The 15995-nt window shown below is 72.6% G+C and carries 10 protein-coding genes; 4 read left to right on the top strand and 6 right to left on the bottom strand.

The genetic code is table 11. The features are described 5' to 3' along the window. Positions 1-20: 20 nt before the first annotated feature. Positions 21-1478: a glycoside hydrolase family 30 protein gene (locus K7C20_RS31305; RefSeq protein ID WP_030078457.1), complete on the bottom strand. Its 1458-nt coding sequence runs from the start codon at positions 1476-1478 to the stop codon at positions 21-23. Between the two features lie 560 nt (positions 1479-2038). On the opposite strand from K7C20_RS31305, the gene K7C20_RS31300 reads away from it, so the two are divergent. Further along, positions 2039-4183: a SpoIIE family protein phosphatase gene (locus tag K7C20_RS31300; protein WP_053210461.1), complete on the top strand. Its 2145-nt coding sequence runs from the start codon at positions 2039-2041 to the stop codon at positions 4181-4183. A 275-nt stretch (positions 4184-4458) separates the two neighbouring features. Here the strand turns inward: K7C20_RS31300 and K7C20_RS31295 are convergent, their stop codons facing one another. Beyond that, a complete protein-coding gene (locus K7C20_RS31295) occupies positions 4459-5856 on the bottom strand; it encodes an NADP-dependent succinic semialdehyde dehydrogenase (RefSeq protein ID WP_053210468.1) in 1398 nt (465 codons plus the stop codon). Positions 5857-6333: 477 nt separating this feature from the next. Between K7C20_RS31295 and K7C20_RS31290 the strand changes: the two genes are divergently transcribed. Continuing rightward, entirely contained in the window at positions 6334-7146 is an 813-nt protein-coding gene (locus tag K7C20_RS31290) for a L,D-transpeptidase family protein (protein ID WP_245171884.1), read from the top strand. Here K7C20_RS31290 and K7C20_RS31285 read toward each other — a convergent pair. Genes K7C20_RS31285 through K7C20_RS31270 form a run of 4 tightly spaced genes read right to left on the bottom strand, consistent with a single transcriptional unit; the run spans position 7133 to position 12905 of the window. Continuing rightward, positions 7133-9229, bottom strand: a complete 2097-nt coding sequence (locus K7C20_RS31285) for a dipeptide ABC transporter ATP-binding protein (protein WP_053210460.1) — start codon at positions 9227-9229, stop codon at positions 7133-7135. The genes K7C20_RS31290 and K7C20_RS31285 overlap by 14 nt on opposite strands. 36 nt (positions 9230-9265) lie before the next feature. Further along, entirely contained in the window at positions 9266-10162 is an 897-nt protein-coding gene (locus tag K7C20_RS31280) for an ABC transporter permease (RefSeq protein ID WP_030078475.1), read from the bottom strand. Further along, positions 10159-11109: an ABC transporter permease gene (locus K7C20_RS31275; RefSeq protein WP_030078477.1), complete on the bottom strand. Its 951-nt coding sequence runs from the start codon at positions 11107-11109 to the stop codon at positions 10159-10161. Before K7C20_RS31275 ends, K7C20_RS31280 begins: the two co-directional genes overlap by 4 nt. After that, on the bottom strand, positions 11106-12905 hold the full coding sequence (locus tag K7C20_RS31270; RefSeq protein WP_030078479.1) for a peptide ABC transporter substrate-binding protein: 1800 nt from the start codon (positions 12903-12905) through the stop codon (positions 11106-11108). Before K7C20_RS31270 ends, K7C20_RS31275 begins: the two co-directional genes overlap by 4 nt. A 305-nt stretch (positions 12906-13210) precedes the next feature. Here K7C20_RS31270 and K7C20_RS31265 point away from each other — a divergent pair, with 305 nt between their 5' ends. Continuing rightward, positions 13211-14389: an ROK family transcriptional regulator gene (locus tag K7C20_RS31265; RefSeq protein WP_053210459.1), complete on the top strand. Its 1179-nt coding sequence runs from the start codon at positions 13211-13213 to the stop codon at positions 14387-14389. A 61-nt stretch (positions 14390-14450) separates the two neighbouring features. Beyond that, complete coding sequence (locus tag K7C20_RS31260; RefSeq protein ID WP_030078486.1) at positions 14451-15974, top strand: M81 family metallopeptidase; 1524 nt, start codon at positions 14451-14453, stop codon at positions 15972-15974. The last annotated feature ends 21 nt before the right edge of the window (positions 15975-15995 follow it).

The following is a 15995-nucleotide window of genomic DNA, read 5'->3' as shown; positions in this document are numbered from 1 at the left end:
GTGCCGCGGTGCCGCGGGACCTACCAGGTGAAGGTGGCCGCGGCGCCGGCCGGCAGGTCGTAGGTGACATGCCGGCCGCCCCAGTTGACGGCGGTCCGCCGGGTGCGGCCGGTGTCGTTGTAGGCGATCAGCGCCCTGGACCCGTCGGGGTTGCGCCAGGCGACGTTGGGGACGGTGGCCGAGGCGGTGGAGCCGATGCGGTGGGCACCTGGCCGCACGAACTTGGTGAGATGGCCCATCGTGTAGTACTCGACGGTGTAATCGACCGTACCGTGCCCTCGTCCGGCACCGTGGTGCACGGTGATCAGCCCGGTGCAGTTGCCGCAACCGCCGTGGTGCGGGCCGCCGTTCCGGTCGACGGCGATCGACCACTTGACCCAGCTGCGGCCCCAGTTGCGGGTGTAGTCGATGAGGTTGTGCATGTCCTCCCGCTGCTGGTTGCCGATCCACCGTCCGCCGGAGTGCTCGGTGTCGTAGGCGGGCAGGCCCGGATAGCGGTCGTGCATCAGGGTCTGCTGCCCGACGTCACCGCCGTAGCCGTGCCAGGCGATACCGCCGAAGTTGGGGTGGCGGCGGATCGCCGGATCGTCGACGGTCTCCCGGGCGAAGGCGTCGTAGCGGTCCCAGTTCCAGTCCAGCGCGAGGACCTTGGTGGCCAGCCCGGCCTGCCGCAGGGCGGGGAGCAGGTCGTTCTTGGTGAAGTAGGCGAGCCCGGAGGCGTTCCACCGCATGGACGGATAGCCGGAGCAGCAGGTGGGCTCGTTCTGGACGGAGACATAGTCGACCGGCACCCCTCGGTCCCGGTACGCCTGGAGGTACTTCACGAAGTACCGGGCGTAGGTGGCGTAGTACCTCGACCGGAGGCGCCCCTGCTCCAGCTTCTCGTTGTCCTTCATCCAGGCGGGCGCGCTCCAGGGCGAGGCCATCACCTTGACGGCCGGGTTGAGCTCGCGGGCCCGTGCGGTCAGCGGCAGTACGCCGGCGAGGTCGTGCGCCAGGGAGAAGTTCCTGAGCTCCGGGTCGGTCCGCCCGGCGGGCATGTCGTCGAAGGTGTAGCCGAAACGGGCGAGGTCGGAGGTGCCCATGGGGTTGCGGATGAAGCCGAGGCCGATTCCCGTGGCGGGGTCGAAGAGCTTCTTCAGTGTGGCGTCGCGGGTGGCCCCGCTCAGCGCGCCGCTGCTCTTCAGCAGCCAGGCAGCGGTGTCGGTGAAGGACGCGCCGCCGCCCTCGAACCGCTGGTAGGTCTTCGACTCGTCGACGGTGATGCCGGCTGTGCCGCCCTGGATGAAGGGAAGAGGGGCCTGCTTCTCCAGCCCCTTGACGACCCGACGGCCCGCGGGGTCGGAGGTGGTGGTGAGGTAGACCTGCATCCGCTCCGGGCCTGCGGGGTACGGGGCAGCCGCCCACAGCGGTACGAGGATGACCGCGGCGGCCCCGACCGCGGCGGTCAGGGCTCGCCGGGCTGTTCGGGATCTCATGCTGGGGGTGCCTTCCAGTAGCAAGGGCAGGCCGACACACACCGGACGTCCGCCCGGCGAGCCGGTGAGGTCACGGCCCCGCCGAGCGCCGCCGGGCGGTGCTCACGGCGGGCGGTTCGGCCCTTGTGGCTCGGGGTCGGGGATCGGACCTCGGGTCCTGGGCCTCGGGTCTTGTGGCTCGCGTGGTGAACGTACCGCGTCAAGAGCCCCGCTCGACGGGCGAGTTACCGGGACGCAACACCCGGACCGGGTACGTCGTCGGCCGCGCGCTCTCACGGGGACGGCGCGGGACGGGAGCCCGGTGCCGCCGTCGGCGCGCTTCACCCGCCCTCCGTACCCCCGGAAGGCATCCGGAGCACCGGAAATGCGGGTTGTCCGGCCCGCGCCTAGGGTGAGCGCATGGCCGCGTTCCGGTGGATACCGGCCCCGGTCAACGGCCCGCGACCGTGGGCACGAGGCAGGCTCGGCCCGGTGCCGACGGCCGCTGCCCCGATGTACCGCTGCCGCCGGCGCCTGCCTTCGCACGTCCCGTGCCACGGGGCCACGAGGTGTGCGACGCGATGAGCAGCGGCCCCCTCGACCCGTTCGACGAGGACTACGCCCCCCGGGCCGACCGGGACGGGCGCCTCGTCGAGGAGGACGCGCCCGGGGTGTCGCACCGCGAGCCCATCGGACTGCGCGAGCGGCTCTCGCTCAACCGGATGGGCACCTTCGACTGGGATCTGGACCTCGGGTCCATGGACCTGGACTCCGGTGCCCTGGACGTCTTCGATCTGCGCCCCGACGAATACGACGGCACACCGATGTCCCTGGTCACGCGGGTGCCGCAGGAGGAGGGCCGCCGGCTGGACGAGGCCCTCTCCCAGGCCCTCCTGGACGGCCACTCGTCCTACGGCGCCTACTTCCGGGTCCAGTGCCGCGACGGGACCCGGCGCTGGACCCACTCCCAGGGGCGGATTCTGCACACCGCGGAGGGGGTGCCGTACCGGGTCATCGGCATCGTCCGGGAGGCCACCAGCGAGCTGACGGACTCCGCGCTGCTGCGCTCGCTCCAGCAGGAGCGGCAGCGGCAGACCGCGATGGTGCAGCAGACCACCGCCGCGCTGGCCCGTGCCCTGTCCGTCAAGGACGTGACCCGGGTGCTCACCGGGACCGGCGGGGCCCGGCGGTTCGGCGCGGACGGGCTGATCCTCGGCCTGGTCGAGAACGACCGGTTCGAGGTCATCGCCACCGCCGGGCTGGAGGGCGAGGTGCCCGACGACATGATGACCTCACGGCTGGACGACACCCTCCCGCTGGCCGACACGGCGCGCTCGCGCCGGCCCGTCTTCCTCAGCACGCGCGGTGAACTGATCGCCCGCTATCCGCGGCTGCGCCCGTATACCGAGGTGCTGCCGGCGGGCAGCGCGGCGTTCCTGCCGCTGGTCGCGCAGGACACCGTCATCGGGGCGCTGGGGCTGCTCAACGCCGAGCCGTCGGTGCAGTCGCCGGAGGCCAGGAACCTGGCGCTGGCACTGGCCGGTGTCGTCGCGCAGTCGGTCCAGCGGGCGACCCTCTTCGACCAGGAGCGGGAGTTCGCGACGGGCCTCCAGGCGACGATGCTGCCGCGCCGGCTGCCGCCCATCGCGGGCGGCGCGGTCACCGTCCGCTATCACCCGGCGAGCGTCGGGCGGGACATCGGCGGCGACTGGTACGACGTGATCGCACTGCCCCAGGGACGGACCGGGCTGGTGGTGGGCGACGTACAGGGCCATGACACCCATGCGGCCGCCGTGATGGGCCAGCTGCGCATCGCCCTGCGCGCCTATGCCGGCGAGGGGCACTCGCCGGAGACCGTGCTGGTGCGGGCGTCCCGCTTTCTGGCGGAGCTGGACACCGAGCGGTTCGCGACCTGTACGTACATCCAGGCCGATATGGAGTCCGGCGCGCTGCACATCGCACGGGCCGGTCACCTCGGCCCGCTGATCAGCAACAGCTCCCGGCACATCGACTGGCCCGTGGTCCGCGGCGGGCTGCCGCTCGGTCTGGCCACGCTCTTCGGGCACGACCACTTCCCGGAGACCCAGCTGTTCCTGGAGCCCGGGTCGACACTGCTGCTGTGCACCGACGGCCTGGTCGAACAGCCCGGCCAGGACATCTCCGTGGGCATCGACGCGCTGTCCGCCGCGGTCCGTGCCGGGCCCACGGACCTGGAGGCGCTCGCGGACCGGCTCTCGGACCATCTGTGGGCGGGCCCCGGCTCGGAGGACGACATGGCCCTCCTGCTGCTGCACCGGCTGTCCGGCCCCGGGGCCGCCACCATTCCGCGGCTGCGGCTGCACGTCCACCAGGCCGACCCGTCGGGCACCGCGGAGGTCCGTTCCGCGGTGCGCCGCACGCTGGACCAGTGGCGGGCGGGCGCCGTCGTGGACAACATCGAGGTCGCCGCCTCCGAGCTGATCGCCAACGCGCTGACCCACACCGAGAGCGGCGCCCTGGTCGCCCTGGAGCTGCTGCCCGGCACCCCGCGCCGGATCCGGCTGGAGGTCGAGGACCGCTCCAGCCGGTGGCCGCGGCGGCGCAGCCCCGGCGAGACCGCCACCTCCGGCCGCGGGCTGATGCTGGTCGAGGCGCTCGCCGACGAATGGGGCGCCGAACCGCGCGGGGCGGGCAAGGCGCTGTGGTGTGAGTTCGCGGTGCCGGACGGGCAGGACGCGGTGCGTTGAACTACCCGGCCGGACACCCTGCCTGGCCGGTCGAACCGACCGGCTGTAGGACTGTCCGAGCGAACGAACTACCCGACGGAACAGCGATGATGACACTACGTCAATTCATGGGCCGGGCCTGGGGATCGCCTCTCCCGCGCCTCGGCGGACAGTGGCCGAGCCGACCAACCTGGCCGTTGGCCGACTCGACCTGACCGGAACGTACACCCTCGCGTCCGCGACGGAAAATGCTCCGGCGCATGCGCCCACCGGGGCGGCTGTTTTCGGCGCCCGGTTCAGTCCTCCGGCCCGTACCACAGCGTCGTCATATTGCAGAACTCCCGGATGCCGTGCCCGGAGAGCTCCCGTCCGTAGCCGGAACGCTTGGCCCCACCGAAGGGGAGGCCCGGGTGGGAGGCGGTCATCCCGTTGAAGAAGACACCGCCGGCCTGCACGTCGCGGGCGAGGCGCTGCTGCTCCTCGGGGTCCCGGGTCCAGGCGTTGGAACTGAGCCCGAACGGGGTGTCGTTGGCGAGCCGCACCGCCTCGTCGAGGTCGGCGACGCGGTAGAGCGTGGCGACCGGCCCGAACGCCTCCTCCTGGTGGATACGCATCGCGGGGGTGATGCCGGACAGGACCGTCGGCTCGTAGAACCAGCCAGCGGGGTGCTGCGGCGGCCGCCGCCCGCCGCACAGTGCGGTGGCGCCCTGGTGGACCGCGTCGTCGACGAGCTCCTCCAGGTCGGAGCGGCCCTGTTCGCTGGAGAGCGGTCCGACATCGGTGTGCTCGTCCATCGGGTCGCCGACGGTCAGCGCGGCCATGCGGTCGGTGAACTGCTCGGCGAAGGTGTCGTAGACGTCCTCGTGCACGATGAACCGCTTGGCTGCGATACACGACTGTCCGTTGTTCTGGACGCGCGCGGTGACCGCGATACGGGCCGCCTTGTCGAGGTCGGCGGAGGGCAGGACGATGAACGGGTCACTGCCGCCGAGTTCGAGGACGGTCTTCTTGATCTCGTCGCCGGCGGTGGACGCCACCGCGCGGCCGGCCGGTTCGCTGCCGGTGAGCGTGGCGGCGGCGACCCGCGGGTCGCGCAGCACGTCCTCGACGGCGCCGGACCCGATCAGCAGGGTCTGGAAACAGCCCTCGGGGAAGCCGGCCCGGCGGAAGAGCTCCTCCAGATAGAGCGCGGTCTGCGGGACGTTCGAGGCGTGCTTGAGCAGTCCGGTGTTACCCGCCATCAGGGCGGGCGCGGCGAACCGGACGACCTGCCAGAGCGGGAAGTTCCAGGGCATCACCGCGAGGACGGTACCGAGGGGGCGGTAGCGCACCACGGCGCGGATCGCACCGGAGTCGCTGACGTCGGCGGGGTCGGGGTGCTCGTCGGCGAGCAGCGCCTCGGCGTGCTGCGCGTACCAGCGCATGGTCTTGGCGCACTTCGCGGCCTCCGCGCGCGCCTGGGTCACCGGTTTGCCCATCTCCGTGGTCATGGTGCGGGCGATGCCGTCCTGGTCGGCGTCGAGCAGGTCGGCGGCGGCGAGCATCCGCTCCGTGCGGTACGCGAAGCTGGTGCTGCGGTGTTCCTGGAAGGCCTGGTCGGCCCGGACCAGGTGATCTTCGATCTCGCCCGCGTTGAGCGCATCGAAGGTCTTCAGGGTCTCGCCGGTGGCCGGGTTGACCGTGGCGATGGCCATGATCAGCACCTCCTTGGTGGTGCGGGACGGGGTGCCCGCGGTCTACGGGGCGAAGGGTCCGCGCGGCTCCTAGGAGAGCGGCGACGGAGCCGGGGACGGCTCCGGGACCGGGTCGGGGTCGGGTCCGGGCGGACGGGGTATCGGCGACGGTTCCGGCGGTATGGGATCCGGCGGCCCAGGCGGGCTCGGGGGGCCGGGAAGCGGGTCCGGGACGGGCGGCGGGCCTCCCGGATCCGGGGGCGTGGGCTGCGGATCGCGGTCGAGCGTGCGCTCACTGCGCGTATGCGGTTGCCGCTGCACTGCGGGCCTCCAGACTGAGACGGCTAGGGGCACATGAGCCCCCGTACCCGAGTTTCGCCCGTCCATGGCCCCGGCGCACGGCGGATTGCCGCGGACGGGTTGCGCACGGGCCGGGTGCGACGTATATGACCCGATCGGACGGCGCCCGGCGAGCCCGTCGCGCCCTACATTGCCGTCATGCCCATGACGCACAGGACGACGCATCCGGCGGCAGACGGCACCACGACCGCGGCCGGGAGCCCGGTCGGGGCGGTCCGGGCCGGGCCCGGGGGCCGGCCCGCGGCGCTGCTGTCCGCGGTGGCCGCGGTGCTGTTCGCGCTCGCCGCGCCCGCCCCTGCGGCCACCGCCTCCCCCGTCCGCCCCATCCCCCTCCCCGCCCTCATGGCCGACACCGGCGGCGGCGACCAGCTCATCACCGCCCGTGCGCCCACGACGCGCGCCACCACAGGGACCGTGCGGTGGTGGCAGCGGCACAACGGCCGCTGGCAGCAGGCCGGTTCGGCGCCGGCCCGGTTCGGCGCCGGCGGGCTGACCGAGGGCAGCACCCGGGTGCAGGGCACCTCGACCACCCCGACGGGGCTGTACGACCTGCCGTTCGCCTTCGGGACCGCCCCGCCGCCGCCCGGCACGGCGAGCCCGTACCGCCGGGTCGGCGCGGACTCCTGGTGGTGCGAGGACAACGCCTCCGCCTCCTACAACCGCTGGGTGGCGCCACTGCCGCCGGACTGCGCGGCCGGTGAGTCCGAGCGGCTGGCGGACTATCCCACGCAGTACGCCCATGCGCTGGTCATCGGCTTCAACTACCACCGCCCGGTGCACGGCCGCGGCGCCGGGATCTTCCTCCATGTCAACGGGAAGGGCGCCACGGCCGGCTGTGTATCCGTGCCGGCCGGGGCGATGGCGCGGATCCTGGCCTGGATCCGGCCGTCCGCACATCCGCATATCGCCATCGGTACGGCATACGGCCCGACCGCCCTCACCCGTTACTGACGGCTCCCGCGGTGAGCGGGAAGTGGCAGGCCACCCGGTGCCCCGCCGTCTCCGGCTCGGCCGGCGGCGGCTCCGTGGTCGCGCACAGTGCGGCCGCGGCCGGGCAGCGGGTACGGAACCGGCAGCCGGAGGGCGGGGCGGCCGCCGACGGGGCCTCGCCGGCGAGCGGGGCGCCGGCCGGGGCGGCGTCCGGGTCGGGCGCGTTGACGGTGTCCAGCAGCCCCCGGGTGTAGGGGTGCAGCGGGCGGGCGAAGACCCGCTCGGCGGGACCGGTCTCCACGAGCTTGCCGAGATACATCACACCGACCGAGTCCGCGAGATGCCGCACCACCGCCAGGTCGTGCGAGATGAAGAGATAGCCGATCCCCTTCTCCCGCTGGAGCTCGCGCAGCAGGTTGAGGATCTGTGCCTGGACGGAGACGTCGAGCGCGGAGACCGGTTCGTCGGCGACGACCAGGGACGGGGCCAGCGCCAGGGCGCGGGCCAGGCCGAGGCGCTGGCGCTGGCCGCCGGAGAACTCGTGCGGATAGCGGTCCACCGCGCCGCGCGGCAGCCCCACGTCGTCCAGCAGCCCGGCGATCCGCCGCCGCTGCTCGGCCCGGTCGCCGATGCCCTGGATGACCAGCGGTTCGCGCAGTACGGCGCCCACCCGCATCCGGGGGTCCATGGACGCGTACGAGTCCTGGAACATCAGCTGGACCTCGCGCCGGTGGGCGCGCAGCTCCCTCCTGGTCAGGGTGCCGATATCGCGGCCGGCGAAGTGCACGGTGCCGGTGGTGGGTGCCTCCAGACCGACGGCGATCCGGCCGAGCGTGGACTTGCCGCAGCCGGACTCCCCCACGATGCCGAAGGTCTCGCCGCGCCGGACGGTGAGCGAGACACCTGCCACCGCACTGACCTCGGCGCCCTGCCGGCCCGGCTTCCGGCGGGTGAACGGGCCGTCGTGCAGCGGGTAGCTCTTGCCGACGTCGGTGAGCCGCAGCAGCGGTTCGTCCGTCCGTACCGGGGGCGCGGCGGGCGCGGTCGGGCGCAGTTCGGCTGCCGGGTCGGCGCCGGGGGCCGGTCCTGCGGGGTGGAAGCAGGCGAAGGCGTGGGCCGTGGCGGCGGGCGCGGTGCCGTCGGGGCGGTCGGTGAGCTCCGGCTCGGCGACGCGGCAGAGGTCGGTGGCGAAGCCGCAGCGCGGGGCGAAGCGGCAGCCGGCGGTGCGGGTGAGGAGGGACGGCGGCAGGCCGGGGATGGTGGCCAGCGGCCTGCCGCCGTCGGTACGGGGTGCAGCCCCGCCCGGCGGTAGCCGGGGGAGGTCGGGGAGGGCCGCGAACAGCGCCTGGGTGTAGCGGTGCCGCGGGGTGGCGAACAGCGGGCGCACCGCGGCGCGTTCGGCGATCCGGCCGCCGTACATCACCGCGACCCGGTCGACCCGGCGGGCGATCACTCCGAGGTCGTGGGTGACCAGGATCAGCGCCATGCCGAGGCGGGTGCGCAGCTCGTCGATGAGTTCGAGGATCTGGTGCTGTGTGGTGACGTCGAGGGCGGTGGTCGGTTCGTCGGCGATCAGCAGCCGGGGTTCGCAGACCAGTGCCATGGCGATCGCCACGCGCTGCCGCATCCCTCCGCTGAGCTGGTGGGGGTAGTTCGTCAGTCGTTCGGCGGGACGCGGCATGCCGACCAGCCGCAGGGTCTCCTCGGCTCTGTCCCAGGCCTCGGCCTTGGTCAACCGCCGGTGCAGCAGCAGGGGTTCGGCGACCTGGGCGCCTATGGTGAGGGTGGGGTTGAGGGAGGTCAGCGGGTCCTGGAAGACCATGCCGACGGTGTTTCCGCGGACCTTTCGCAGGGCGGGTTCCGGGGCGGCGGCGAGGTCGGTGCCCCCGAACAGGATCCGGCCTTTGGTGATCCTGCCGCCGGGCGGCAGCAGGCCGAGGACGGACAGCGCCGTCATGGTCTTGCCGCAGCCGGATTCGCCGACGATGCCGAGCGCCTCCCCCGGGGCGAGGTCCAGGTCGATGCCGTCAAGGGCCCGGACGGTGCGGCCGCGGCCGGTGATGTCGACATGCAGGTCCTCGATCCGTAGCAGCGAGTCGGTCATGGTGTGGGTCCTCGCTTCAGGTCTTCCGAAACCGCGTCAGTTCTTCTTCAGCCGTACGTCGAAGGCGTCCCGCAGCCCGTCCCCGATGCAGTGGAAGGCGGCGACGACCAGCACGATCGCCAGGCCCGGCGGGAAGATCAGCCACCAGTAGCCGACCTGGGTGTAGGTGATGCCGGCGGAGAGCAGGGAGCCCCAGTCGGCGGCGGGCGGCGGGATGGACAGCCCCAGGAAGGACAGATAGGCGACGTAGAGGATGGCGTCGGCCACCTGGAAGGTGGCGTTGACGAGGACGGTGCCGACGGCGTTGGGCACGATGTGCCGGAAGACGGCCCGCCCTCCGCCGCCGCCCATCAGCCGCATCGCATGGATGTAGTCGCGGCTGCGCAGCGCCAACGCCTCGCCGCGGATGAGCCGGGCCGGGGAGAGCCAGGCGACGGAGGCGATGATCAGGATGAGCACGGGCTTGCTGGGAGTGACGATGGCGGCGACCACGACGAGCAGGAAGAGCGCCGGGATGGCGAGCGCGGCGTCGGTGATCCGCATCATCACGGCGTCCGTCCATCCGCCGAAGTAGCCTGCCACGGAGCCGTAGACCGTCCCGAAGCACGTTGCCAACAGCCCTGCTGCCAGGCCGACTTCGAGGGAGGTGCGACCTCCATACATCAGCCGGCCGAGCAGGTCGTAGCCGAGGTCGGTGGTGCCCAGCAGGTGGCCTGCGCCGGGGGCGCGGTTGGCCTGGGAGAGGTCGGTGTGGATCTGGTCGGTGGGGTGGACCAGCGGTCCGAGGAAGCAGAAGGCCAGCAGGGCGAGCAGCACCAGGGCGCCGGTGAGGGCGAGCTTGTTGCGGGCGAAGACGGCGAGCGTACGGCGGGCCGCGCCGGGTGTGGCCGGGGCCGCGTCCGGCTGCGTGGCGTCGAGGGCGGTGGTCGTCACGTCACGCTCCTGATGCGCGGGTCGAGGACGGCATAGGCGATGTCGGTGATCAGGGAGCCGAGGACGGTGGCGACGCCGACGACGAGGGTGACGCCGAGCAGGACGGGGAAGTCCGAGCTCTGCGCGGCGTTCCAGAACAGCAGCCCCATGCCCGGGTAGTTGAACATCGATTCGACGACGAGGGTGCCGCTGAAGAGGGTGGGGAGGTAGAGGCCGAGGAGGGTGGCCAGCGGGATGAGGGCGTTGCGCAGCACGTGCCGGGCCATGATGCGGGCGTTCGACTGGCCCTTGGCGCGTGCGGTGCGTACGTAGTCCTCGCCGAGGTTGTCGAGGACGGCGGAGCGCATATAGCGGCTGAAGGCGGCGATGATGCCGAGCGCGGCGGTCACCACGGGCAGGACGAGCGCGGCCGGGGCGGCGAGGATGCCGTCGGCCGTGTCGGCCTGCGGCGCCTCGGCCGGCAGCAGGGGCAGTTGCTGGCTGAAGACGAGGACGAGGACCAGGCCGAGGAAGAACACCGGGGTGGCGTAGGCCAGGAAGGCCGCGCCGGTCAGGACGTAGTCGGCGGCCTTGCCGCGCCGTACGGCCTGCAGGACGCCGAGCGGGACGGCCAGCAGCACGGCGAGCCCGAGGGCGAGACCCGCGAGCAGGGCGGTCTTGGGCAGCCGCTCGGCGAGCAGGGCGGCGACGCTCTGGTTGAGCTTGTAGGACTCTCCGAGGTCGCCGGTGAGCAGGCGTCCCAGATAGCGCACGTACTGCTCCGGCAGCGAACGGTCGTACCCCTGCTGGTGGTTGAAGTGGGCGACGGACTCCGGCGTGGCCTGGACGCCGAGGATGGCGCGGGCCGGTCCGCCGGGGAGCAGGTGCAGCAGGACGAAGACGATGACGGAGACCAGCAGCAGCACGACGAGGGCCTGCGCGAGGCGCTTGGCCAGGAATCGGATCACCGGCCGGCCCCGCCCTTCTTCACGAAGTACCAGTTCTGCGGTGCGAGGGACAGGGTCGGGTTCTGGTCGACGCCCCGCAGATCGTTGCGGATGACGGAGACCTGGTAGGCGGGGTTGGGGGTCCACAGGACCGGGAGCTGACGGGCCACCTCACGGCCGTAGGTGCGCATCGCGGCCGGGGCGTCGGAGTACTCGGTGGCGCGGATGAGCCGGTCGGTGCGCGGATCGGACCAGTTGCCCATGTTGGAAGGGGCATGGGTGGCGAAGAGCTTTTCGCCGCTGGGGTCGGGCGGGAAGTACCAGCTGCCCTGGGTGCCGAAGAAGCCGAGCTGCCATTGCGCGCACAGGGGCTCGGTCGGCTTGCAGGGGACGGTGGTGCCCAGGACGGTGTTCAGCGGCTGCTGCCGGATGTCGAGGGCGACGCCGGCCGCGCCGAATGCGGACTTGACGGCCTGCATCGTGTTGGAGGTCTCGGTCGAGCCGGACTGGGAGAGCAGTGTGAGGCGCAGCTCCTGGCCGTCCTCGATGCCCGTGCCGCACTCCCCCGGGCCGTCCCCGGGGCGGGTGCAGCGCAGCGTGCCGCCCCGGCCGGTCCAGCCGTGCCCGGCGAGCAGCGCCTTCGCCCGCTCGGGGTCGTACGGATACGGGTCGCGGTCGAGGAGGCCGGCGGGGATCGGGCCGAGGGTGGGGGCGGCGCTGCCGTGCCAGATCACCCGGGAGATCGACTTCTGGTCGATCAGATGCTGGAGGGCCTGGCGCAGATAGGCCTGGCGCAGCATCGGTCCGGCGGTGGGGTGGTGGAAGTTGAGGACGATGTAGGTGATTGCCCAGCCTTCCCACGGGTCGATGCGGTAGCCCCGCTCCTTGAACTTCGCGGACTGCGCCATGACGGAGGGCGGGATATAGCCGTAGTCGACGCCGCCGGCGCGCAGCACATTGAATGCGGAGTCGGCGGTGGTGAAGGGCTTGAGGACCACGCGGTCGAGATGGGGTCTGTCGGGCCCGCGGTACTTCCGGTTGGGAACCAGGGAGACCTGTCCCGACGTGGTCCATTTCTCGATGCGCCAGGGCCCGTTGACGGTCTTCCACAACGGGTCCGTGGCGAACTTCGAGAACTGCCTGGCGTGCCGCATCAGCCGGGCGAAGGCCCGCTCGGGGCTCTGGTGGCCGGGGTTCCAGGCGTGTACGGGGAGGGCGACGAAGTCCTGGAGCTCGTTGGCGGTGAACCATGCCGGGTTGTAGGCGCGGTCCAGCCGCAGGCGGAAGGTGTGGTCGTCGACGGTCTCGAAGGCCTTGACGTCGTCCGGCATCAGCTTCGGGGCGTATCCGGCCCAGTCCTGCTTGTTGTGCTTGATCAGATCGAACCAGAACTTCACGTCGCGGGTGGTGACGGGCTTGCCGTCGGACCACTCGTACCCCTTCTTCAACGTGATGCTGACGGTTTTGTTGCCGTCGCTGTAGCGGGGCATTTCGGCGAGGCCGCGCGGCGAGTCCATGGTCAGCGCGGCACCCTTCGGCTCGGGTGCGTACAGCGGCAGGAACAGGAGGCTCTGGATGGCGCTGTTGTACGTGGCCAGGTAGCCGGGGGCGCCGATGGGGAAGATCCAGTTGGGGGTGGCGGCGGGTGGCAGGGCCATGGTGGCGGTGCCGCCCTCGACGGGTGTGCCGCCGGTGGCCCCCAGGTCGGTGACAACGTTGCCAGAGAGGTCGCAGCCGGCGAGCGCGGAGGTACCGAGCAGGACGGCGGCCGCCAGACGCCCCAGGGGCCCGCGTAGGCGTGGACTGCGCAGACCCATGCTGCCTCCGGAGGTCGACCGGTCGAAGAGTGCGAGCAAAGTACGGAGGGCCGAGAAAAGAAGTCAAGACCTTGGCGAAACAACGCCGACTGCGGTCTACTGTCGGCGAGTTGGTTCCCGCACTTCCTTCGACCGACGAAGCAAGTTCCGCTGCGGCACACCTCCCCTCGCTGCGACGCGGCCGCCCGACGCCCCGCCCTGTCCTCCCGGTCCTCACCCGTCACCCGTCACCCGCGCCCCCTCCATCCGCCATCCGCCATCCGCCATCCGCCATCCGCCATCCGCCCCGAGCCGAAAGGCGCCCCATGACCGCCTCCGAGGAGCAGCCCGGCTCCGCCGCGCATGTCCTCGAACTCGTCGCGAACGGTTCCGCGGCCTCCCGCGCGGACCTCGTACGCGAACTCGGGCTCGCCGCCTCGACCGTCTCCCTCCGCGTCCAGGAACTCGTCGAGGCCGGGCACCTGACCGAATCCGGCGAGGGCACCTCGCGCGGCGGCCGGCGCCCGAGGCTGCTGCGGGTCGCGGACAACGGAGCCGTCGCGCTCGCCGCCGACCTGGGCAGCCACCACATCCGCACCGGCGCGGTGGGGCTGACCGGCGACGTTTTCGACCTCGACGAGCACGCCTTCGATCTGACCGCCGGGCCCGAACCCGCCCTGGACGTACTCGCCGAGCGGCTGACGGCACTGGCCGAGCGGCAGCGCGCGGCCGGCCGTACGGTCCGCGGTGCCGGCATCGGCTTCCCCGGCCCGGTCGACGCGGGCGGCGCCCGGATCATCGCCCCGTCCCGGATGCCCGGCTGGCATCTCTTCCCGCTGCGCGACCGGTTGGCGGACCGCCTCGGCCTGCCGGTACTGCTCGACAACGACGCCAACATGATGGCGCTGGGCGAACATCGCGCCGCGCACCCCACCCGACGCCATCTGGTCGTCGTCAAGACGGGCCGCGGCATCGGCTCGGGTGTCATCAGCGACGGCCGGCTGCACCGCGGGGCGCGCGGTTCGGCCGGTGACATCAGCCATGTCCGGGTCGACGAGGCCGCCGAACTCCCGTGTTCCTGCGGCAACATCGGTTGTCTGGAGACCGTGGCGAGCGGCGCCGCGATCGCCGCCGCACTGCGGGGCAAAGGCCTGGCCGCCGACTCGGCGACCGACATCCTCCGGCTGGTCGAGAACGGCGAACCGCATGCCACCACCCTGGTGCGCCAGGCCGGCCGGGACATCGGCGCGGTACTCGCCGTCGTCGTGAACTTCTTCAACCCCGAGGCGGTGATCCTCGGCGGGGCGCTCTCCGGCGCCCAGCCGCTGGTCGCGGCCGTACGCGGCATGCTCTACGAGCGCTGTCTGCCGATGGCCACCAGCGAACTCACCATCAACGCCGCCGTGTGCGGCCCGGACGCGGGCCTGCTGGGCGCCGGCCATGCCGTACTGCGCCGCCTGATCGCCGCGGACGGACCGCCCGCCCCCGCAGCCGGGCGCGGCTGACCGCCGCCCCAAAGCCGCGCCCCGAAGCCAGTCCGCCCGCCACCCACGGAAGGTGCGCCCCATGCCCTCACCGACCAGTCGCCGTCTCCGCATCGGCATCGGCGGAATGGCCATCGAATCCAGCCAGTTCTGCCCGCACCGCTCGGCCTACGACGACTTCCGCGTCACCCGGGGGCGCGCCCTGCTGGACCGCTACACCTGGACGCGGCCGGACGGCGACCTGGCCGAGCGGGTCGAGTGGGTGCCGCTGGTGCATGCCGTCGCGGTGCCCGGCGGACCGGTCGAGCGCGCCACCTACGACCGCCTCAAGGGCGAACTGACGGACCGCATCCGGGAGTCGGGGCCGCTGGACGGGCTGGTCTACGACATCCACGGCGCCATGAGCGTGGTGGGGCTGGACGACGCCGAGGCCGATCTGACCGACGCGGTACGGGCCGCGACCGGCCCCGCAACCCTGATCTCGGCCGCCATGGATCTGCACGGCAATGTCTCGCGCCGCTTCGCCACGCAGCTCGATCTGCTCACCGCCCACCGTATGGCCCCGCACGAGGACGCCTGGGAGACCCGGGAGCGGGCCGCCCGCAAGCTCGTGGAGCGACTGGTCCGCGGGACGGGCCGCCCGCACCGGGCCTGGGTGCAGATTCCGGTCCTCCTGCCCGGCGAGAAGACCAGCACCCGGCTGGACCCGGCCAGGTCGCTGTACGGGCGGCTGGCCTCGGTCGAGGCGCTCGACGGGGTCGTGGACGCGGCGATCTGGGTCGGGTACGCCTGGGCCGACGAGGAGCGCTGCCGGGCGGCGGTGGTGGTCACCGCGGACGATCCCCAACTCGCCCTGACGCAGGCCGGGTCCCTGACCCGCGCGTATTGGGAGGCCCGCCGGGACTTCGCCTTCGTCGGCCCGACCGGGGACGCGGACACCTGTATCGCCCGCGCCGTCGCCTCCCCCGCCCGCCCGTTCCTGATCAGCGACTCCGGCGACAACCCCACCGCGGGCGGGGCCGGCGACCTCGCGTACATGCTCGGCCGGCTGCTGGCCGACGAGGAGTTGGCGAGCGGCCGGGTCACCGCACTGCACCCGGGCCTCACCGACCCGGAGGCCGTCGCCCTCTGCTTCGACGCCGGGGTGGGCGGCGAGGTCACCCTCGCTGTGGGCGGCCGGTTCAGCGCGGGCACCGGCCCCCACGCGGAGCCCTACGAACTGACCGGCACGGTCACCGCCCTGGAGGACCCGGCAGGACCCGGCTCCGCCGACCCTCGGGAGAATCCGGCCTACGACAGGGGCGGCCGGTCCGCGGCCGTCACCCGCGGCGGGGTGACGGTGGTACTGACCGAGCGCCGCCGCCCGTTCCACACCCGTGCGGACTTCGGGTCCCTGGACCCGCTGTCCTACGACCTGGTGGTCGTCAAGATCGGATACCTGGAGCCCGAACTCCACGCAATGGCGGCGGACTGGCTGCTCGCCCTCACCCCGGGCGGGGTGGACCAGGATCTGCTGCGCCTCGGGCACCACAAGGTACGGCGCCCCCTCTACCCCTTCGACGACGAGGGCTTCGAGGAAGCGGACCTGACCCCGGTGCTGCTCTAGCGGGGCGGTTGTCCGGCGGCC

Origin of the sequence: Streptomyces decoyicus, assembly GCF_019880305.1 — a bacterium.
Lineage (GTDB): Bacteria > Actinomycetota > Actinomycetes > Streptomycetales > Streptomycetaceae > Streptomyces > Streptomyces decoyicus.
The sequence above is the reverse complement of the archived record's forward strand: the minus strand, read 5'-3'. Positions and strand labels throughout refer to the sequence as shown.

Excerpts from the sequence above, each read along its gene's own strand:
- K7C20_RS31305 (WP_030078457.1), bottom strand. The coding sequence starts at position 1,478 with ATGAGATCCCGAACAGCCCGGCGAGCCCTGACCGCCGCGGTCGGGGCC.
- K7C20_RS31300 (WP_053210461.1), top strand. The coding sequence starts at position 2,039 with ATGAGCAGCGGCCCCCTCGACCCGTTCGACGAGGACTACGCCCCCCGG.
- K7C20_RS31295 (WP_053210468.1), bottom strand. The coding sequence starts at position 5,856 with ATGGCCATCGCCACGGTCAACCCGGCCACCGGCGAGACCCTGAAGACC.
- K7C20_RS31290 (WP_245171884.1), top strand. The coding sequence starts at position 6,334 with ATGCCCATGACGCACAGGACGACGCATCCGGCGGCAGACGGCACCACG.
- K7C20_RS31285 (WP_053210460.1), bottom strand. The coding sequence starts at position 9,229 with ATGACCGACTCGCTGCTACGGATCGAGGACCTGCATGTCGACATCACC.
- K7C20_RS31270 (WP_030078479.1), bottom strand. The coding sequence starts at position 12,905 with ATGGGTCTGCGCAGTCCACGCCTACGCGGGCCCCTGGGGCGTCTGGCG.
- K7C20_RS31265 (WP_053210459.1), top strand. The coding sequence starts at position 13,211 with ATGACCGCCTCCGAGGAGCAGCCCGGCTCCGCCGCGCATGTCCTCGAA.
- K7C20_RS31260 (WP_030078486.1), top strand. The coding sequence starts at position 14,451 with ATGCCCTCACCGACCAGTCGCCGTCTCCGCATCGGCATCGGCGGAATG.